Below are 19,820 nucleotides of genomic sequence, written 5' to 3' on the forward strand. Positions count from 1 at the left end.
GGAGAAAAAGGACTACCACATGGCAGCCCTTGGATATTAACTATGAATTGAATAATTGCTTACTACGTGCCACATCTCAACTACCGTGAACCCTCTTCGTTACAGCAAGCGATCATGAAGGGTACACATTGGATTGAAGAGCTTCGTTTAATTGATTAGGAAAATTAACCGTCATGCCATCCACGCCACATTCGAGACAATGCTTCATTAGTGCATCATCGGCTACTTTCCAGGCCCGAACCTCAAAGCCGTGCTGCTTCAACAAGCTGACTCCTTCCAGAGTCACGGTATCTGCCTGGGGGCACAGCTGGATAACCCCATACTCCTTCAATAGTGCCAGATGATCCTCATCCCAATGACGAACCAAATGTCCTAACCGAATCGAACCATGCAATTGCCGAACGGCTTGCAAATTCTCAAAATCAAACGAGGTAATCGTTACCTTATCAATGAGATCGTGTCTTTTTAATCCATCGATGAGTTCTTCTTCAAGCCCGGATTCTTTCAGCTCCAACGCCAGGTGGATGGGCTTATTGCCAAAAGCATACAAAAATGTGTCCAAACTGATTAACCGTTCCCCAACATACTTATCTGAAAACCAGGAGCCTGCATCCAACTGCTGCAGCTGCTTCCACGTATAATCGGAAACACGTCCCGTCCCGTTGGTTGTACGATTCAGCAATTCATCGTGATGTAAAACAATAACACCGTCCTTGGACTTTCTAAGATCGGTTTCCAAGCCATTGGCTCCCATTTCCAATCCTTTGTAAAAGGCTGCCAATGTATTTTCCGGCGCGTTATGCGACGCTCCCCTGTGAGCAATATTCATAATCATGGATTCATTCACACCTTTGACTTTTATTTATATGATTTCATATAATTGATAACTTCAGCTTGCAAAGCGTCCATAACCTTTTGTGGATCAGCCTTGGCATCATTGTGCACTGTTTCAATCGCATTAACAATACCCGACCAAATGAGTGCGTCGGCTGGGTGGATACCTTCTGCGCGTAAAAATTGGGTTTGATCAATGGTCACTTTAAAGTTCGAATCCTTCGTCAAGTGCTGCTTGAAATCAGGCAATTCGTAGGCCGCTTTGTTGACAGGAATATATCCGGTGCTCATGGAGTTTTGAGCTGTGATCTCCGGACTTGTCAAAAAGGACACTAATTTCCATGACGCTTCCTCATGAGCCTTATCCGATTTGAAAATACCCAGACCGTTGCCTCCGATCGGTACCCAGCGTTGATTGACCTTTGGCAAATACGCGACTCCGATTTCAAACTTATTGCCAATCTGCTTTTTCAAAGCAGCAAGTGATGCGCCTGAGCGGAACAACATAGCCAGCTTGCCCGCTGCAAAATCCTCACCTGATGTTTTAATTTGATTTTGCGGCATGATCTTGGACGTATGTACAGCATCTTGAATCGATTTCAGCGTTTCTACAACCTCTTTGCTGTTCACATTAGGCGTACCGTCTGCCTTGATCAATTGCCCTCCACGATTCCATACCATGGGTTGGAAATACCACGGGCTGTCGCTATTTAAGTTCAGCCCCCATTCGCCATTGCCGCTCACCTTTTTCCCCGCTTCGATCAGTTCATCCCACGTATCAGGCACCTTTAAGCCCTGTTTATCCAACATTGTTTTGTTGTAATACATGACCGGAGTGCTGCTCTGGAACGGTATGACCCATTTCTTGTCCTTATACGTGTACCGCTGCCAAAATCCAGGCAAAATTTGTGCGACCTCTTCCTTGGACATAAAGCTTTCGATTGGCAATAACTTCCCGCTGTCCGCGATTTGCGGAATCGCATGTCTTTGACCCAGTTGAACGACATTAGGCAGACTGTTGGATACGATACCTGCCTGAACCTTTTTGGCCATTTCATCATAATCACCCATGAATTCAACTTCGATCTTAATATTGGGGTTAGCCGTTTGGAATGCATCCATGTAGCCTTTCAATAGATCCTTTTCCGTAGACCACAGCTTAAGCGTAATCGGTCCGCTTGCAACTGCCCCTTTTGCAGTCTCCTGAGTGCTGGTGCTCCCCTGCTGCTCTCCACAACCAGATAGAATAGCTAATAAAGCTGTCATCGTCACTAATACTTTCTTCTTCATCTTGTTCATCTCCTCATTTATTGTATGATTAAATTAGCTTCAATTAGGATTCAATAGAAACGACAAGCTACCTGATGGGTTACTTCAATCCGCTCGTGACGATACCACGAACAAAATATTTTTGCAGAAACAAGAACAACACCAGAATCGGCAGGATGACAAAAGTAGAGGCAGCGAGCAGCTGCGGCCATTGCGTTCCGAGCTCCTTATCGATCATATATCTAAGACCAATTTGCACCGTACGCATCTGCGTCGTATTCGTCACGAGCAGTGGCCACAAATAGCTGTTCCACGAATTAATAAAAGCAAACAGACTGACGGTAGCTAAAATGGTTTGCGATAAGGGCAGCACAATCCGGAATAAGGTTGTGAAATGGGAGCATCCATCGATTTTGGCCGCATCAAGCAAATCTCTAGGAATTGTAAGGAAAAATTGCCTTAGCAAAAAGATGCCAAACACACTCGTCAAGCTCGGTATAATAAGCGCCAGGTGCGTATTGATAAGCCCCAAAGACTTGACCACCAAATAGGATGGAATCATCGTCGATTCGAAGGGAATCATCGTTGTAGCAATGAATAGGAGAAACCAGCCTTGCTTGCCTTTGAAATCAACACATGCAAATGCATAGGCGGCCATGCTGCACGTAATTACCTGACCCGCAACCGTACAGACGGAAACCAACACGCTATTCATAAAAAAACGGTCGAAAGGCGCACTTTGCCAAGCTTGCAAATAATTGCTCCAGCGTAAGGAGCTCGGCATGCTTAACAGCCCTCCGCCAAATATTTCATCCGGCATCTTCAGCGAGCTGATCACCATCCAGATGAATGGAAATGCCATCACAAGTGACGCACTGATCAGCAATAGATGCTTCAGAATGGATGCGGCTTGTTTAATCATCGTTGATGAATTTTGCAAGCTTTTAATCTGATGACCTTGAGGAGAGACACGGCTTACTAGCTTGGTTGAATGATCCAATTGTTTACGCCTCCGTCATTTATTGATAATGCACTTTGCGGCCGACTAATCTCATTTGCACCCAAGTCAGCAAGAGAATGATGCCGAGTAATACCATGGCAATGGCTGAGGCATATCCCATCTGGAAGCGCTCAAACGCATAATTCCACAGGTGCATGACCACAAGCTCTGTGCTTCCGGCTGGACCTCCCTTGGTCATAACGTCGATTTGCGTGAAGGTCTGAAGCTGCTCAATCGTCAAATAAATAAGCAGAAAAAAGATTGTTGGCGTCAGTAATGGAAGCTTAATGCTTAGCATGATTCGCAGTGGACCTGCACCGTCCATTTTGGCCGCTTCCTCCACATCTGTTGGAATCCCTTGTAGTCCAGCCAAGTAAATAACGACACAAAACCCGATGTGCTTCCAGATTGCCATGATGGCCAAAGAAATTAACGCCGTCTTGGTATCGTTCAACCAGCGCAAGGGCTCCAGTCCCAGCCATTTCATAGCCGCATTGGCCATGCCGTAGTCAGGGTGATAAATAAACATCCATACAACAGAAATCGCTACAGTGGACGTGACAATAGGGGCAAAGAACAACGAACGGTATACCGATAGTGCCAGACGAAGTCCCTTGTCGAGCAATAATGCGAATCCAAGCGAAAGCAGCATGGAAATTGGGACTGTCATGATCGTGTAAAGCAGCGTTCGAAATAACGAGTTGTAGAAGCTTTTGTTTTGAAATAAGCTCACATAATTATCTAATCCTATAAACTCGGGCATCGGCCTCATCATGTCCCACGAGAGTAAGCTTAAGCCTGCACTATAAAAAATGGGAATGATTACAAACACTAACAAAATGAGCAGGGAAGGAAGTAACAGTACATATCCCGCCGTATTCTCGCTTCGCTTCCTGACTGTCATAGCATCACCTCACATCGTTTTAATGACTTTCCTTATATATTTTTATTATAAGTGATTATAGATACAGATCAAGTTAACGTTTTGTAAAACGGAAATTCAGTCTTTTTCGATCTATAATAATACTATATATGATATTTAAAGCAAATATTACCATATATTAACTTGAAAAATGATGTAAATATCGATTCTTGATCTCTATTAAATAATTTTATATAATAAACCTATAATTAAAAATTATAAGGATGGTGAACCTTTTTGCAATTACGTGACATTCAGTATGCACTCACTGTAGCCAAAGAGCTGAGCTTCTCCAAAGCTGCTCAACAGCTTTCGATCAGCCAACCAGCCTTGAGCCAATGCATCAAAAAACTGGAGCAGGAGCTGGGAACCCCTCTATTTTTTCGGGAAAACAATACGGTCAAGCTGACAAAAGCCGGAGAGGTGTTTATTAAAGAGGGAAGCGAAATTATGAACAAAAGCGAGCGATTAACCCAGGAAATATCAGCAATAGCCAACACGCGAGAGGAAAACCTGCGCATTGGCATTTCTCCATTTTATAGCTACCACTACCTACCGAGGATCATACCTGCCTTCAGCAGACAGTACCCTTCGGTCAAATTAGACATTATGGAGAAGCATTCCGCTACACTGGAGCAGCTGATCATTAACGATGAGGTCGATTTTTGCATGATTCCTCTTCCTTTTGCCTATAAGGAGATCGAGTATCAGCATATTTATCAGGAGCAAATTTTATTTGCCATTCCGAAAAACAATGAGCTTAACGCTTATTTGACGCCTGCCATGTCCGTTGGTTTGCCTTTTATTGATTTGCGGTTGGCCAAGCACCAGCCGTTTATTTTTCTTAAAACAGAGCAAAAGTTCACACCGATGGGACATCGCCTCTGTAATGAGGCTGGCTTCACGCCACATATCGTATTCGAAACGATGAACTGGGATACGATCAATTCCTTGGTGGCCACTGGAATGGGGGTAGGCTTCGTCCCTGAAATTTTGATTGGATCATCAACGGTTGATGAGCAGCCTACTTATTGCCGTATATTGGCTGAAAATACGACTCGCAGCTATGTGGTAGCACATAAAAAAGGACGGAGTCTCTCGACTACCGCCAACAATTTTATACGCGTCGCCAAAAATTCGTTCCTCAGAGACTAAACGCCCGGAATGAATCATGGAGAGCATCCTTATTTGGTTCGCTGTGGTTCAGTGCAGTTCAGGCTCCGAAAAAAATCGGAATCGGAGTAAACGATCGGCTGGCGTGACCCAGTTCATAGTCAAATTAAGTGCTTCCTTATTGATAACATCATTGCGCATGGAAACTTCGAAGTGCTCCAAAGCACCCTCTTCAATGCGAATGTGGTCTTCACCGCAGCTGTATACGGCAGCCCCCTCAGTCAAGCGCTGTATGGAAGGCGCCGTATGCTCAAGGCCTTCACCCTGCAGCTGTCCATGTGCATCAAACATGCAGATGGCCTGCAGGTAGATGCCGGCTCTCTCCTCCGAGATGATGCGCACATCAACACCATCGTCTAGCAGCTTAACCTCGATACCAATGCGGAGATGGAGAATATCGGTGCGCTCACGCAGATGATTCGGCAACTTCACATACATCCCTTTGGCATCTCTCGTATGCTCTTCAGCAAGCGGCTGGAAATAACAACCCTCCAGCTCAACTTCCATTCTGTACGTATCCTCCGCAAGCTTGCGGATACCCGGGAACGCAGCCGCTCCGATACCGAACCAGCCGACACCCAATTTCAATGCCGGCATTCTCGCTTGGCCGTACTGGATATACATCATTTCCGGCTGGCCTGCCATCACTGTCACGCTCAGCTTGCCCCTGCGATGGCGCAGTACGGATGCTCCATGTGGGTGCTTCACAACGGGACCAAGATAGGGCACACGGTCCGGTACCCGTACCACATTGTTTTCCCCGAACAATACCGTATAGCTGTCGGACAAAGGCGTATCGTCACCCGGCAGCTCCATCAGCTCCGGCTCCAGCATCCAGTGAATTAAACCCAGTGAACCCTTCGACGACGTCCGGTCGGCGGTGCGGGCCAACGCTGCCAGTATCGGGTCCTTGCTGCGTGCTGCCATCAAATGGCAGGCAACATAAAAACGGTCATCCAGCTTCGCCACCTGACCGAGATCCTGACGCCCCGAGTATTCGGTCGCAATGGTGTCGCCCGGATGAAGCAGATAGCTCATCATGACCAAGGTGCTTTGAGCGGCTTCAAAGGCAGGCTCGTAATCGAACGTCCGTCCGACTGTATGCAAATAATAAGCGCAGATAGCGTTGTATATCGCATTACTGCGTTCCGTCCATTCTCCATATTCGGTAATATCGAGACCTTCATTCAGAAACTGAAAAGCGCGGTCCCGGAATGCCGTCCCGCCGAACAGCTCATGCATTTTGGCAAGCGCAGAGGCATGCACCCAGCGATGGTTCGGTGTATGGATGCCTCCGTACAGCATGCTGCCCTGCGCCCTTTCCATAAACAACTCAAGAGTCTCCGTAATTGCCGCCGTCTCCGCACCGCCGAAACGCCTTCCCAGCTCTACCAGCAAAGCGACCAGATGAGAAGTAAACGCGGTATCCGGCGGTGAATCAATATTGCAGTTGTACAACGACACCGATCCGCTTGGCAGCTGGATCGCAAGAAATGCCGAAGCCAGCTCATGAAGTATCGCAAGCAGCTCGCTGTTGTGGTAATACCGCGAATCCGGCTGGCAGTATAATGGAAGCATCAGCGCCAATCTGCCCAGCTCAAGTCCCTGTGAGCTGAGCCTCCTCCCATGCACCTGCTCATCGCGAAATCTGGCCAATTCCTCATCCAATCTATGATCCTGCAGATCAATCAATTCTCTGATCTCGGCAGTACTGTTATAAGGGGTACCGTTCATTCCTATTCTCTCCTTCAGCTCGTTATCGCTCAACCTGTAGCTCCCATAAATATACAGAGGAGGAAAGGAGAACAAGCTCCTTCTTCCTCCTCCTCTGTATCATTTAGTAAATCTCCATTTTTTTGTATAGCTGCAGCCTGCTTGTTTTTTATTTATTGGTTGTTTTCCAGTTGATGTTCTTTAGGTTCTCGGTAACTTCCTTGTCATACTCACGACCGCCATTTTTCTCCCAACCGGCTACGAGAGCATCCCACTCCTGGTCAAAGTTCGGAACGATAATCACCTTGGACAATTTCTCGTACAAATATTTGGTGATGTTCACACCGTTTTTCTCGGCCACCTTACGCTGTGTATCGAAAACCGGATAACTTTTTCCATATTTTTCGAACATGCGATAGTAAGGGTCCATCAGCTTGGCGATCTCTTCCTTCTTCGGATCAGCCGCATTGATTTGCAAAATCTGCTCCTTCGTAGGAGGTCCCATATAACCTTGAGTCAGCAGATTCAGGTCATTGAAATACCAATCGATCTCCTTGACGTTTTTGGCCGGATCGATCACGGTACGCACGCCGTTATCGACTTTATAATGTGTGCCTTCCAGGCCGCTCTGCACGATCGCGACGTTTTTGGCGAGGAAGTTCAGGAACTTGACGGCCGCTTCCGGATTTTTCGTTGACTTTGGAATCAGATTAAGCAGCCCGAACTGCGACTCAAGCGAGGTTAGCTGGGTACCATTCGGTCTCTTGAACGGCTCCACCGTTACCCAGGTAGCAGTCGGTACCGTCTTTCTCGTCTCCACAGTCATTTCCCAAACCGGATTATTGGAATCAATAAAGCCCGCTGTTCCTGACGTATAATGCTGTTGATACTGCTGGGAGTTAACGTCGGTCACGAACTCCTTGGACAACAGGCCCTCCCGGTACAGCTTATTCATAAAGGCGAAGAACGCTTTGCCCTCGGGAAGATCAACCGCGGAATGGAACACACCATCGGTATAGTTGCCTGTCGGCATATACACCTCGGTTTTCGGACCGTCCATCGCAACGCCCGCGCCCCACATCGGACCGTAGAAGAAAGCTTTCATCCCTTGATTAATCGCCGGAATCGCCCAAGGCACCACGTTGTCTTTTCCTACGCCGCCGGGGTCCTTTTCCTTAAACGCTTTCAATACCGTATACAGCTCATCGAGCGTCGTAGGCGCTTTCATATTCAGCTTGTCAAGCCAGTCCTGACGGATTTTCATGGAGGGACCGACCGCCGTGCTCATCCGCATAGCCGGTATGGCGTAACGCTTGCCTTTGTACGTACCCGCGGAATCCAGTGCAGGCTTGATCAGCTTCTTGATGTCGGGTCCGTATTTATCGAGCAGGGTATCCAATTCCCACAAGCCACCCTGCTCGGCCCATTTGAACATTGCATTCAAATCGTACGTGATCAGGATATCCGGCGATTCACCGGAAGCCATCCAGGTGCTGTTCTTCTCACTTTCCTGAGACCTTGGCAGTGTGACATACTCCACGTCCAGACCTTCTTTTTTGGCATTCTCCTTGATCCATTTGACCAGCAATGAATCGGTCAGCTTTTCACCGCTTGGCGAGTTGGAACGATCCCAGAGCGATACCCGGACTTTCTCTAATTTAACCGGATCGGCCGCTTTTTTGGCATCGCCGGCAGCTGCCGTGGAGTCGCTTGGATTGGCACCTCCCGTACAGCCGATCAGCAGGCTTGGAATCAGCATAGCTGCCATAGAAAGCTTAAGTCCCCTGTTCAATGTTGCTTTCAAAGTCGTTTCCTCCTTGTTGTCTGTCACAGATTTATATGAAGTCAGGCGCTGCAGGCAGCCTCCCGCATCGTATACAACTTTAGCCTTTTACTGATCCTAATAATGAGCCTTTGACAAAATACTTTTGCAGGAACGGGTACACAATCAGAATCGGAACCGTAGCGAAAATAATGACCGATGCCTTCAGCGACTCCTGAATGATGCTCAACTTGCTCTGCTGCAGCTGCATCGTTTCCAGTGACGTGTCCATCTGCGATAACAGCAAAATATTGCGCAGCTTGACCTGAAGCGTATGAAGATCGGGATTATCGATGTACAGAACAGCGTTGAAGTATGCATTCCAGTTGCCTACCGCATAAAATAATCCGATGGTTGCAAGCGTTGCACCAGACAAGGGAAGCACAATCCGGATCAGGTAGCGGATATTGCCGCAGCCATCCATAATGGCAGCTTCTCTCAGCTCGTCGGGCAAGCTTTGAAAAAAACTCTTCATTATAATGACATTAAATGCACTGATCAATCCAGGTATCATCAACGCCCACAGCGAGTTGAGCATACCCATGTTTTTCACAAGCAGGAAGGTTGGAATCATTCCCCCGCTGAACAGCATCGTGATAATCATGAAATTCATGAACACCGCCCGCCCCTTTAAATCACGCCGGGACAGCGGGTAAGCAGTAACGACCGTAAACAATAAATTGAGCGCCGTTCCCAGTACGGTAATATAGATCGTAATGAACAGCGAGCGAATAATCGTAACGTCCGTTATAATCGATTTCATCGCATCCAGCTGCCAGCCTATCGGCCACAGTACGACCTGACCCGTCTGAATGGCCTGGTTGCTGCTGAAAGCGTTGGCCAGCGTGTTCAAAAACGGGAACAGGCACAGGAAGGTGAAAAAAGTCAATGTACTGTAAAGGATCGCGTTAAAGCAAATATCACCGATTGGATAAGGGCGCCGCCTGGACCTTTGTCCGGCCGTTGTGCTTTGAGTGTCAGCCATGCAGCTTTTTCCCTTCTTGTCTGCAGTTTACCACAGTCCTTCGCCTCCCGCTCTTCTCGCCCAGTAATTGGCTGTAAGAATCAGTGTCAGGTTGATGACCGACTGCACCAAACCGACAGCCGTCGTCAAACCGAACTCCCCCTGCTTGATCCCTACGGCAAACACATACGTACTGATCACCTCGGATATTTCATTGACTACCGGGTTGCCCAATGCAAGCGGCTGCTCAATCCCGATGCTTACCATATGCCCAATCGCCAGAATAAACAAAATAATAATCGTTGGCATAATACTTGGTATGGTGACGCTGACGATCTTGCGCAGACGTCCTGCCCCATCAATAGAAGCTGCTTCATATAGCGAAGGATCAATGGCCGTCATCGCCGCCAGGTAAATGATTGTGCCCCATCCGGCGCTCTGCCAGACCGCAGCCAGGGTGTATACAACGACCCACCAGCCTTTATCAGCCATAAAATAAATTTCCTCAAAACCAAGCCAGCGGATTATCGCATTGACGATTCCGTATTTCGGAGAAAGCACGGCATAGATGATCCCTCCCAGTACGATCCAGGACATAAAGTGCGGCAGATAGAGCAGTGCCTGCGAAATGTTTTTAAAATATTTGGAGCGGATTTCATTCAGCATCAGCGCGAGCAGGATAGGAGCCGGAAATCCGACCACCAGACCGAGCACATTAAGCAGCAGGGTGTTACGGATCATTTGCCAAAACTCGGGAATCGAGAACATTTCCCTGAAATTATCCAAACCGGCCCATTCACTGCCGAACACTCCTTGAAAAATATTGTAATCCTTAAAAGCAATGATCAGCCCCACCATCGGAATGTAGGAAAAAATGATAAAAAAGGCTACAGCCGGCAGGAGAAGCAAATACAAATCATAGTTTTTTTTCCACTCCCGAAAGGCAGGACTCGATTTTTTGCTGACCTCCCTTTCACGGATGGTCGCAGTGTGAACCTCCATATCGTCTCTCCTTTCTGCACAACCCCGCTTGGATGTCATACTCTTCTGGTATTGGTTATCACTTTCTGGCAACGCTTTCAGTGGGGGTTGATTCGCTTCGTTGTTAGTAATTGAAGTATAAAATAATTTGTAAGCGGTTTAAATGCGGGAATCTTTACTTTTTATTAGTTTTTTTAACTTCCTGTTATGAGTTTTTTAACTCCCTCGATTAGTAGCTGAAGCCCGTTTCATGCAAAAAGACGTCCCTGGGGACGTCTCTCTACCCGCTCATCATACGGATCGCAGCGCCTGATCGAGATCCTCCATCAGCGACTCGGCATTTTCCAGGCCAATCGAAATTCGCAGCAGCCCCCGGGGAATACCGTGGCGCACAGACGCTTCATCGTCCAGCCAAAGGCCGGGCGAATTGATCAGGCTCTCAAAGCCGCCCCAGCTCGGTCCTTCCTCAAACAGGCGCAGCCCTTTGATCAGCCCGAGCACCCGGTCGCTGCCGCACCTGGGCACAAAGCTCATCAGTCCCGAGTACCCGGACATTTGGGATTGACCGAGCTCGTACTGCGGATCACTGCGCAGGCCGGGATACAGCACGCGCTCGACGCACGGGTGCGCCTCCAGAAAGGTCGCAATCCGCAGCGCACTTTCCTCGTGCTGCCGCATGCGCACAGGCAGCGTTCGCAGCCCGCGAATCAGCAGCCATGCCTGGTGCGGGTCCATCACGGCTCCGAACAAGCCGCGCTCCTCACGGCTAATACGGGCAAGCCGCTCTCGGCCGCCGACAACCACACCGCCGAGGATGTCGCTGTGCCCGCCCAAATATTTGGAAGCAGAGTGAACCACAATATCCACACCCAGCAGCAGCGGATTCTGGAGCAGTGGAGTCGCCCACGTATTGTCGATAACGGTCGTGATGCCACGGGCCTGCGCCAGCTCCGCAACAGCGCGCAGGTCCTGCAGCTCGAACGTATTGGACAAGGGACTCTCCAAATAAATCACCCGCGTGTTCGGACGAATCGCCTGTTCAATTTCCTGCAGATCAGAGCCCTTCACAGCTGTCGACTCGATGCCGAAGCGGGACATATAACCCGCGATGAACGTACGCGTTGGCCCGTACACGTTTAGCGGATAAATCACATGGCTGCCCTGCTCGAGCAAGCTGATCAGCACAGCGCTGATCGCCCCCATGCCCGAAGAGAAGCACAGTCCCGCTTCGCCTGATTCCAATGCGGCGATCTTCTGCTCGGCGATTTCCGTGGTCGGATTCGCCACGCGCGTATATGTGTAGCCGTGATCCACGGTCTTGCGCGTGAACAGTGTATTCTGAAATATCGGGGGTACGATGGCGCCGAGATAACGATCGTAATCGTCACCCAAATGTGTACAAATTTCCTCTTGATCCGATCTCCTGCTCATATCCTGTTTCACTCCTTGCCGTTTATAATTGGGGGAAAGTGATGCAGACTCTCGGCCAGCATCAGCAGCGTCATTGACTGCCCGTAAGGCATCGGGCACACCGGAATTTCCTTATAAAAATCGAGCGTACGGCCCATGCGGGTTCCATAGGAGACACCCTGTACCCGCCCCTGCTCATCGATTTTTTGGATGACAGCGTACATCGCCCTTAAACCGGTTTCCCGGTAGCATTCACTTAAATAGCCTTTGCGTACCGCTTTCAAAATTCCATAGGCGAAGCCTGCGGTTGCCGACGTTTCCTCGTAGGAGGTCGGATCATTGTACACAACGGAAACAGCTTCAGCCTGTATGGATTACCGTTGTTTGCGCTGTGCAAGGGGCTCTGTGCTTTACAGCTGATAATACGGCTTTGAGACTTGAGTGCGCTTCCATGAATCAAGCGTGCCCGGTAACGCCTATCTCTTGTTCCTACTGTAAATCGCGATGCAGGTCTTTACCATATCAATATTTAAAGGTTTTATTAGTTTTCTTTACTTTTTATTTTTGAATTCCTTGGGCGAGCTACCCTCGATCCGCTTGAATACCTGATAAAAATACGCATACTCCTTGTAGCCGACCATTTCCCCAACCTCATTAACTTTATATTTCGGGTCCTTAAGCAGCCGCTTGGCCGCTTTAATTCTCACCTTGGATAAAATATCGACGAAATTTTCGCCGGTTTCCGTTCTCAGCAAGCGGCTGAGGTAACCCGAGCTGATGCCAAAATGTGTGCTGACTGTAGTCAGTGTAACAGCCTCGGCAAAATGCTCATGGATATGCTCCAAAATGCTTTTGACAATCAGGCTGTACTCCTTTTCCCCACCTTCAAGCTTGACCCGGATCCGGGATATCAGCTCCGCCATATAATCCGACGCCTCCTTCAAGCTGTCCAGTCGGTACACCTCCTCCAGCAGCTGGTCGATGCTTTTGCCGAGACCAAGCTCATCACCTGTCGCATGGAAATAATACCGGGCAGCGGATAAACAAATCTCCGCCAGCAAACCTCTGGCTACCGTAATATTGCCCTCGGCATAGATGCCGATTTGCCCAACGATCCGCTTCGTTTCCTCGACCAGCTGTTCCATCGGGATTTGCTCGATCGACTTCTCGAAGCGTTCAATATCCTGCATCACGGAAAATTTGACCTGGGTTCTGGCAGCCTGCTCGCTCTCTGCAGACAAAATCATCTCGTCGCTGCGAAAGAAACCCGAATCAAGCAACGCGCTGACCTCTCTGTATGCCTGCTGCAGCTCCTGAGGCAGCCGGTACACAGAGCCGAAGGATGCACGAAATTCAACTGCTGCCTTTTTCTTCACCATGGACAACCATTCGCCGGCGGCCGCATTCAATTTCCGTCTAACCTCTCGATCAATGGGAACACGATCAAACTGGCACATGACAATCAGATCACCACCCTGATACAACGTGATCGTATTCATGCCCTCTTTGCGGCAGCATTCGACGGCAAGCTCGGCCAACGCCTCCCGATTGGCAGGCTTATCAAAGCGTGGTCCGTTACCAGCCAGAGGCCTGAATGCCAGCATTACAAAACGGCTGTAATCAATACCCAGCTCATTCATCGCCTGCTGCCCATTCTGAGCCTCCTTTATCCCCATAATCCGACTCTCCAGCCATTGCCCCCGCAGGGCCGGGAGTGAATGTGAATGCCGCTGCACCAATCTGGAGACTTCGTCGTTCAGCAGCGCCGATTGTCGGAGAACCGAATGCTCCTCTTCGATTTTATCCGCTGCTGCTCTTACAATTCTGGACAGCTCCTGATTGTGAATTGGCTTGACGATGAAATCGAACGCACCCAGCTTAATCGCCTGCTTGGCATATTCAAACTCCTGATAGCCTGTGATCAGGATAGTCTTGGCATGCGGTATATGCCCGCGCATCCATTCGGCCAGCTCCAATCCTGTATGACCCGGCATCTTGATGTCCGTGATAACGATATCAGGCCGTTTCTCTTCCAGCAGTGCCAGGCCCTCAATACCGTCCTCAGCCTGACCAACAACCTCACAGTCGAGCTCCTCCCATTTGATCGTCTGTACAATAGCTCTGCGAATAATCGGTTTATCGTCAATGACCACGACTGTTTTCTTCAATGGTGTCTACCTCCTTTTCCTCCAGAACTGGCAAACGAATCCGTACCTTGGTTCCCTCACCAGGCTCGCTGCTGATGGCAAGCCCGAACTCCTCTCCATAGAGCATCCGAATCCGCTTATGCACACTGAGCAATCCGACCCGCGTATGGTTAGGCTTAGCAGCCGCTCGGCCCGTATCCTCTTCCAGCAGCGCCTGGACAGCAGCCGCATCCATCCCCATACCGTTGTCCACCACCTCCAGAAGCAGCGAATCTTTATTCCTGTTGGCCTTAATGCCGACAAACCCCTGCCCCGGCTTCATTTCAATGCCATGTACAATCGAATTCTCCACAAGCGGCTGCAAAATAAATTTCGGTACCCAGCAGTCCATTACATCCGGAGCCATTTCGTAGCCAACCTCGATTTTATCTTCATACATAATCCGGTGTATCTCTAAATACTTTGCGACAAAGGCCACCTCATCCTTGAGCTCAATCACATCGCCCTTCCGACTGATGCTCTCGCGCAGCAGAGAACCGAGCAGGTACACCATTTCCCCGATCTGCTCGTCGCCCTTCAGCTTGGCAAGACCGTGAATCGTTTCCAATGTATTGTACAAAAAATGCGGGTTAAACTGTGCCTGAAGTGTTCTGTATTCAGATTGCAGGGTGCGGTACTCAGCCTGCTGCTTCATCATCTGCTCCTTATATACCGTATTAATCAGTTCATTGATGCGGGTCGTCATCAAGTTGAACCTGTCCGCCAGCAGACCGAATTCATCCCGGCTTTTGGGTACGATCCATCTGGGTGTGAAATCGACGGACAGCTGGCTCATGCTCTGCAGCAGCAAGCCTACATTTTCGGTAATGCGCCTGGATAAAAAAGCCGCCATCACAAAGGCTAGCAGCAGCGCCACAATCAGAACGGTAATCGTCCAAAAACGAATCACTACCGTACCTCGGGTCAGCTCATCCACCGAAATAATCTGGATAATTTTCCACTTCTCGTAGGGCATCTCCATAATCGTGTATATATAATCCCGTCCGTCCAATTCAAAGGTAGTCTGTATATCGGCAGTCTGCTCGAACAACCGCTGCTCGATAAAATAACGAATCGTGGATTCCATCGGCTCATCCTGTACCAATCGTTCATTGTCCTCATTAAGGACGAGCACTTTTCCCTGTGTGAGCTCATCCACCGTCGTATAAATACTGCGGATCTGCTCACTGTCGATGCCGATCACAACCGTTCCAGCATAAGCACTGCTTTCCCCGCTATACAGCGATTTGGCCATAAATACAAGATTCGATCCACCGGGAAGCCACGAGGCTCGTCCCCTCTTCTCCTTGATGGCGTTTACATTGAAATCCTTAGGCAGCTTGCTGAGCGTGTTCAGCCCTGCGGAGCGTTCTGCAACATACAGCCGATCCTGCTCATCATAGAACAGAACGGATTGATAATAATTTTGCGACAGCATCAAGCCTGCTATGAAATCGTTCGTATAACGACCGCGGAACAACGCTTCCACCTCGTATTCCTGGCTGCCCACCTCACCAGGGAGATTTAAGCGGGACATTTTGAACTGCTGAAACACAACTGTCTCTAGATCACGTGTTCGCTTATCCAAATTAATGCCCATTTGCTGGCTTAGAAAATGCGAGTACACAGAGGTATTGCTTGTGATCGTCTTAATCGAGACCTGGTAAATGACCGCTACGACGAGCAGCACCGTGACCAGTATAACAGCAATAAAAGAAAGCAGAAATTTCGTGCGCAGCTTGAAATCGTGAAATCGGGAAATCCATCCTATCAACGTGATCACCTGTGGATTCAGTATGTGTTCTTCCCCGAGCATAACACAATCCATCCCGGCATACGACAGATGTATGCGTTTTATTCCGAATCCTCACGGACTGCTGCATTTGATTAAACAACAAAAAACCGTCCTTTATTGACCATAGGACGATTCTTTTATGTGCGTTCTTCACTGTTTTATGATGTACAACGGATTCGCGTGATGATTACTTTTTATCCACTTGAAGCAGTGAAATATTTTTGACCGAAAATGTGTCCTTGATTTTTTCTTCCGAAATGACGTTCAGTTTGAGCAGACTGGCAATCTTTGAGGAATCAGCTTTGGAGAGCAATCGCCATACTTCGGGGTCAGGCAGCGCTTCATACAGCTTGTTATCATCGTATTCCTTACGCTCCTGAAGAACAATCTTCACCAGGTAGCTTCCAGATTCCAGCTTGGAAACGCCGAGCTCCGTACAATGATTCAAAATATCGTTGCGCAGCTCTGTCAGCTCTTGCTCTATCTCTTTGTGCTTTTGCTTCAGCTGATAATATTGCTTTATTTTCCTGTCCATCGTATTCACGCTCCTTTTACTACATATTTATGCGAAGGAAGCTGATTTAGGACAAGATCATCCGAATGAACTTATATTGTTTCGTCTCTTGCTTCATTTCTTGCCTTTCGTTTCCTTGATTTTTTTGGCACGCTTTTTTATTATGTCTACTTCTTTGTTCAATTTTTCCATATCCTTGAACATTTTTTGTATACCTTTATTCTCCTGCAGAAATTTGTAACCATACTCCAACAGTCTTAAATTCATGCAACCTTCCATCCTCTCATTGATCCTTTTAATCAATATACGCGAGGACAACTCAACGTGCTTCCGCATATGCAGGGAAACCCTGTGATAACACAAAAAAGCCAAGCACAGCTTCAGCTTGACTTTTCAACGTAACCTACAGATAGAAGATGACTGCTTACTCTCTATCTGATCTTCATATCACTACTCAGGATTCATTCGAATATTCCACATTCGCTGTGTCCAGCATCGATTTCCAACTGGCAAAATCCGTTTCCCTTACAACATGCCGATCAAAAAGCTCGTCATGAATGTTATTAATATCCTCGTGTGTTTTCACTTGAAAGTTGCCCTTCTCTAAAAACTCGTCAAAGCTCTTGAAGCTGGAATGCTTGCTCATGAACGATTCATTAAACAGTTTGTCTAACGAAACATAGTTCGGGTCTTCCTGAATTGTTTTTTGGCCTTGTAAATCCTTCAGCAGATCGTCAAATGACATTGGTTTTTGCTTTCTCAGAGTACCACCCCTAATTCAGTTTTATCGATCCCAGCTACCTTATTGATAAAAGAATTGTTATTTTACATCGCAGTACATAAGGATAACACAAATTCATGCAAAAAACGAAATTGGCTTTTAAAAAATATGGATTGCGTTCGCCGCAAATCTGCCGTACCCAATCAGGATTAGTATTGCCGGGTCCATTTCACATGAAAATAATTCAAATTACAAATAATACTTGCACCTGACGTTACGTAATGTTTTATAGTAAAGATACCGGTAAATGATCAGCGCAAACAAAGGAGAGGGTAATGCCAAAAACTTGGAAGGTTGGAGAGCTTGCGAAATTAACGGGGTTAACGATTCGAACCTTACGTTATTACGATCAAATAGGTTTGTTTTCCCCATCGGGATTTTCCGATTCTGGACATAGGCTTTATAACGAAACGGATATTTCCCGATTACACCAAATCCTGGCTCTAAAAGAATTGAACTTATCATTGGAAGAAATAAAGTCCGTGCTGCTCGAACAAAGCTATAACCCAATCGAGGTTGTATCCCAACAGATCAGACGTATTCAAGATAATATCCTCATTCAACAAAAGCTTATGGGAGAGTTAGAGTACGTGCGCAGCCTGATGCAGTCCCAAGAAGAGGTGTCCATTGAAGAATTTACAAGGCTGCTGCAGCTCATGAAAAAGAAGCATGAAAAGTTTTTTGCGGAACGGAAAATGAACTGGGAGCGTAGCTTTGATCGGCTTGGCGATTTTCTGTCTGAGCCTGCGAATACCCAACCAACAAAGGAGGACTAACTGATGAAAGAACGAAATGCCAATCACGCAACCTTTGTTATTGAACGTGTGTACGCCACTTCACCTGAACGGGTATTTGCCGCTTGGGCTGATGCCTCAAAGAAAGCGTTATGGTTTCAACAATCTGTTGAGTTTGATTTTCGGGTCGGAGGACGGGAACTTAATCAGGGCGGGCCTCCCGGTGGACCCATCTATACCTTTGAAGCTTATTATCAGGAAATCGTAACCGGACAGCGCATCGTTTATTCCTACATCATGGATCTTGGAAATACCCGAATATCGGTATCTGTGGTTACTGTTGAGATCGAACCTACTGAAGTCGGCACACGAATGGTATTCACCGAGCAAGGCGTCTTCCTGGATGGTCATGATACACCGGCACAGCGAGAGCATGGCACGAACGCTATGCTGGACAAGCTTGGTGAAGTGCTTGGAAATGAGTAGGTAATTCACAAGACTACTATTGAAACGGAGGAATTCCCATTGTTAGAGAATAATGAGAACATCAGCACAACGAATGACGAAGGCAGCAATGAAACGGTACACACCCGCCTCATAGATGCACCTCGCGAAACTGTTTTTAATGCCTGGACGACTCCAGAGCTGCTTGCCAAGTGGTGGGGGCCCAAAGGCTTCACGAATACGTTTCAACAATTTGATGCCAGGCCAGGCGGGCTTTGGACTTTCATCATGCATGGTCCAAACGGTGTGGATTATCCGAATCAATGTATGTTTGATGAAATCAGCAGCCCTGAACGAATCGTTATACATCATCTTTCCCCTGTACATGATTTTCTGGTAATTGCTGATTTTGAGGAGATGCAGGGCAAAACCAAAGTAACGTTTTGTCAACGGTTCGAGACGGCGGCGGAACTGAACAAGCTAAAAAAACTTGTTGTTCCTGCAAATGAAGAAAATCTAGATCGTCTGGCAGAGGTCGTAAGGACGTTAACCCATCAGGAGTAGATAGTTCAACCTGCCGCACTGGCGGTCCATTCTGGGTGGTGGCAACGGTATGACACCACTAAGGAGTCCGGTGAATAAGTCTCGCTGCGCGGCCAAATATCCTTCCGATCGCTATTGAAATCGTGAAATGGGATGAGATTAAGCGGTTTATTCACGATTTCAAAGGCGAACGCTTACGCTTCTCCAGGATCATTTGGCCGCTGCGCTCGTTCTTCACCGGACCTCTTAGATAACAATGGGTAACGGCGTGTTTGTATATACAAATTCGATTAAGTTGACTTCACATTGCCAACATCATCAGATACGATATAATGTAAAGTAAAGTAAAGATGCCCAACAACAGTAATGTTATCAGGCGCATCATCATTTTGTTAATCGTACCAAGCCATTAGCTATATACATCTTGTATCTACGTTGCAAGCACTTGAAGCTAGGATGCTTTTTTCTAATCTTAAATGCAACAGCTCTGTCTGAAAATCATTGCCCATATTGTGTATCACAGTGAGGATTTCTTCGGTTGTAATAGCATGAAAACTATTGCCATTCTGAACAACAGCATCAAGAACTGCAAAAACACATGCTTCACAAGTTTTAATTTTTTCAATTAACGTTTGTTCTTCAGTTATTAATAGTTCATATGGGGCTGTTAAATCACTATCCATATTTCCCCTCCCAGCCATTAGTCCATTATATAAAGCATAAATTATACGTTTG

Annotated in this window: 20 protein-coding genes; 4 read left to right on the plus strand and 16 right to left on the minus strand. The window is 47.5% G+C overall.

Features of this window, described 5'->3' with window-relative positions; all coding sequences use genetic code 11:
• Positions 1-112: 112 nt before the first annotated feature.
• From LRL21_RS39195 to LRL21_RS39210, 4 genes are all read right to left on the minus strand, one after another.
• On the minus strand, positions 113-829 hold the full coding sequence (locus LRL21_RS39195) for a glycerophosphodiester phosphodiesterase (RefSeq protein WP_240421234.1): 717 nt from the start codon (positions 827-829) through the stop codon (positions 113-115).
• A gap of 29 nt (positions 830-858) precedes the next feature.
• Positions 859-2,124: an ABC transporter substrate-binding protein gene (locus tag LRL21_RS39200; RefSeq protein WP_240421235.1), complete on the minus strand. Its 1,266-nt coding sequence runs from the start codon at positions 2,122-2,124 to the stop codon at positions 859-861.
• A gap of 79 nt (positions 2,125-2,203) precedes the next feature.
• Positions 2,204-3,103: a carbohydrate ABC transporter permease gene (locus LRL21_RS39205; protein ID WP_240421236.1), complete on the minus strand. Its 900-nt coding sequence runs from the start codon at positions 3,101-3,103 to the stop codon at positions 2,204-2,206.
• A 19-nt stretch (positions 3,104-3,122) separates the two neighbouring features.
• Positions 3,123-4,007 carry a carbohydrate ABC transporter permease gene (locus tag LRL21_RS39210; RefSeq protein ID WP_240421237.1) on the minus strand — a complete coding sequence of 295 codons (885 nt, stop codon included), beginning with the start codon at positions 4,005-4,007 and terminating at the stop codon, positions 3,123-3,125.
• Positions 4,008-4,262: 255 nt separating this feature from the next.
• On the opposite strand from LRL21_RS39210, the gene LRL21_RS39215 reads away from it, so the two are divergent.
• The gene (locus tag LRL21_RS39215; protein WP_240421238.1) at positions 4,263-5,180 is read left to right on the plus strand and encodes a LysR family transcriptional regulator; all 918 of its coding nucleotides are present in this window, start codon (positions 4,263-4,265) and stop codon (positions 5,178-5,180) included.
• Positions 5,181-5,228: 48 nt separating this feature from the next.
• Here LRL21_RS39215 and LRL21_RS39220 read toward each other — a convergent pair whose 3' ends face one another.
• From LRL21_RS39220 to LRL21_RS39270, 11 genes are all read right to left on the minus strand, one after another.
• The gene (locus tag LRL21_RS39220) at positions 5,229-6,965 is read right to left on the minus strand and encodes a hypothetical protein (protein ID WP_240421239.1); all 1,737 of its coding nucleotides are present in this window, start codon (positions 6,963-6,965) and stop codon (positions 5,229-5,231) included.
• A 115-nt stretch (positions 6,966-7,080) separates the two neighbouring features.
• Entirely contained in the window at positions 7,081-8,715 is a 1,635-nt protein-coding gene (locus LRL21_RS39225; RefSeq protein WP_240421240.1) for an extracellular solute-binding protein, read from the minus strand.
• Between the two features lie 79 nt (positions 8,716-8,794).
• Entirely contained in the window at positions 8,795-9,718 is a 924-nt protein-coding gene (locus LRL21_RS39230) for a carbohydrate ABC transporter permease (RefSeq protein ID WP_240421241.1), read from the minus strand.
• 27 nt (positions 9,719-9,745) lie between these two features.
• Positions 9,746-10,738: an ABC transporter permease gene (locus tag LRL21_RS39235; protein ID WP_240421242.1), complete on the minus strand. Its 993-nt coding sequence runs from the start codon at positions 10,736-10,738 to the stop codon at positions 9,746-9,748.
• 231 nt (positions 10,739-10,969) lie between these two features.
• A complete protein-coding gene (locus tag LRL21_RS39240; RefSeq protein ID WP_240421243.1) occupies positions 10,970-12,109 on the minus strand; it encodes a trans-sulfuration enzyme family protein in 1,140 nt (379 codons plus the stop codon).
• A gap of 8 nt (positions 12,110-12,117) precedes the next feature.
• Positions 12,118-12,435, minus strand: a complete 318-nt coding sequence (locus tag LRL21_RS39245) for a glycoside hydrolase family 88 protein (protein ID WP_240421244.1) — start codon at positions 12,433-12,435, stop codon at positions 12,118-12,120.
• Positions 12,436-12,639: 204 nt separating this feature from the next.
• A complete protein-coding gene (locus tag LRL21_RS39250; RefSeq protein WP_240421245.1) occupies positions 12,640-14,256 on the minus strand; it encodes a response regulator in 1,617 nt (538 codons plus the stop codon).
• Positions 14,231-16,090, minus strand: a complete 1,860-nt coding sequence (locus LRL21_RS39255; protein WP_240421246.1) for a sensor histidine kinase — start codon at positions 16,088-16,090, stop codon at positions 14,231-14,233. Before LRL21_RS39255 ends, LRL21_RS39250 begins: the two co-directional genes overlap by 26 nt.
• A 166-nt stretch (positions 16,091-16,256) precedes the next feature.
• On the minus strand, positions 16,257-16,604 hold the full coding sequence (locus tag LRL21_RS39260; protein ID WP_240421247.1) for a hypothetical protein: 348 nt from the start codon (positions 16,602-16,604) through the stop codon (positions 16,257-16,259).
• Positions 16,605-16,697: 93 nt separating this feature from the next.
• A complete protein-coding gene (locus LRL21_RS39265; protein WP_240421248.1) occupies positions 16,698-16,850 on the minus strand; it encodes a hypothetical protein in 153 nt (50 codons plus the stop codon).
• Positions 16,851-17,037: 187 nt separating this feature from the next.
• Positions 17,038-17,328: a hypothetical protein gene (locus tag LRL21_RS39270; protein WP_240421249.1), complete on the minus strand. Its 291-nt coding sequence runs from the start codon at positions 17,326-17,328 to the stop codon at positions 17,038-17,040.
• A gap of 311 nt (positions 17,329-17,639) precedes the next feature.
• Here LRL21_RS39270 and LRL21_RS39275 point away from each other — a divergent pair, with 311 nt between their 5' ends.
• Genes LRL21_RS39275 through LRL21_RS39285 form a run of 3 tightly spaced genes read left to right on the plus strand, consistent with a single transcriptional unit; the run spans position 17,640 to position 19,106 of the window.
• Positions 17,640-18,140 carry a MerR family transcriptional regulator gene (locus tag LRL21_RS39275; protein WP_240421250.1) on the plus strand — a complete coding sequence of 167 codons (501 nt, stop codon included), beginning with the start codon at positions 17,640-17,642 and terminating at the stop codon, positions 18,138-18,140.
• Positions 18,141-18,143: 3 nt separating this feature from the next.
• Positions 18,144-18,584 (plus strand): SRPBCC family protein, encoded by a 441-nt coding sequence (locus LRL21_RS39280; protein ID WP_240421251.1) that lies wholly within the window; start codon positions 18,144-18,146, stop codon positions 18,582-18,584.
• A gap of 39 nt (positions 18,585-18,623) precedes the next feature.
• On the plus strand, positions 18,624-19,106 hold the full coding sequence (locus tag LRL21_RS39285) for an SRPBCC family protein (RefSeq protein ID WP_240421252.1): 483 nt from the start codon (positions 18,624-18,626) through the stop codon (positions 19,104-19,106).
• Between the two features lie 392 nt (positions 19,107-19,498).
• Here LRL21_RS39285 and LRL21_RS39290 read toward each other — a convergent pair whose 3' ends face one another.
• Positions 19,499-19,768 carry a hypothetical protein gene (locus LRL21_RS39290; RefSeq protein ID WP_240421253.1) on the minus strand — a complete coding sequence of 90 codons (270 nt, stop codon included), beginning with the start codon at positions 19,766-19,768 and terminating at the stop codon, positions 19,499-19,501.
• Positions 19,769-19,820: the final 52 nt, after the last annotated feature.

The sequence above is a fragment of the Paenibacillus periandrae genome, assembly GCF_022458865.1.
Classification (GTDB): domain Bacteria; phylum Bacillota; class Bacilli; order Paenibacillales; family NBRC-103111; genus Paenibacillus_S; species Paenibacillus_S periandrae.

What these genes read in the sequence shown, in the direction of transcription:
- LRL21_RS39195 (WP_240421234.1), bottom strand. Translation starts at nt 829, where the DNA reads ATGAATATTGCTCACAGGGGAGCGTCGCATAACGCGCCGGAAAATACA.
- LRL21_RS39200 (WP_240421235.1), bottom strand. Translation starts at nt 2,124, where the DNA reads ATGAAGAAGAAAGTATTAGTGACGATGACAGCTTTATTAGCTATTCTA.
- LRL21_RS39210 (WP_240421237.1), bottom strand. Translation starts at nt 4,007, where the DNA reads ATGACAGTCAGGAAGCGAAGCGAGAATACGGCGGGATATGTACTGTTA.
- LRL21_RS39230 (WP_240421241.1), bottom strand. Translation starts at nt 9,718, where the DNA reads ATGGCTGACACTCAAAGCACAACGGCCGGACAAAGGTCCAGGCGGCGC.
- LRL21_RS39235 (WP_240421242.1), bottom strand. Translation starts at nt 10,738, where the DNA reads ATGACATCCAAGCGGGGTTGTGCAGAAAGGAGAGACGATATGGAGGTT.
- LRL21_RS39240 (WP_240421243.1), bottom strand. Translation starts at nt 12,109, where the DNA reads ATGAGCAGGAGATCGGATCAAGAGGAAATTTGTACACATTTGGGTGAC.
- LRL21_RS39255 (WP_240421246.1), bottom strand. Translation starts at nt 16,090, where the DNA reads ATGCTCGGGGAAGAACACATACTGAATCCACAGGTGATCACGTTGATA.
- LRL21_RS39260 (WP_240421247.1), bottom strand. Translation starts at nt 16,604, where the DNA reads ATGGACAGGAAAATAAAGCAATATTATCAGCTGAAGCAAAAGCACAAA.
- LRL21_RS39265 (WP_240421248.1), bottom strand. Translation starts at nt 16,850, where the DNA reads ATGAATTTAAGACTGTTGGAGTATGGTTACAAATTTCTGCAGGAGAAT.
- LRL21_RS39270 (WP_240421249.1), bottom strand. Translation starts at nt 17,328, where the DNA reads ATGTCATTTGACGATCTGCTGAAGGATTTACAAGGCCAAAAAACAATT.
- LRL21_RS39275 (WP_240421250.1), top strand. Translation starts at nt 17,640, where the DNA reads ATGCCAAAAACTTGGAAGGTTGGAGAGCTTGCGAAATTAACGGGGTTA.
- LRL21_RS39280 (WP_240421251.1), top strand. Translation starts at nt 18,144, where the DNA reads ATGAAAGAACGAAATGCCAATCACGCAACCTTTGTTATTGAACGTGTG.
- LRL21_RS39290 (WP_240421253.1), bottom strand. Translation starts at nt 19,768, where the DNA reads ATGGATAGTGATTTAACAGCCCCATATGAACTATTAATAACTGAAGAA.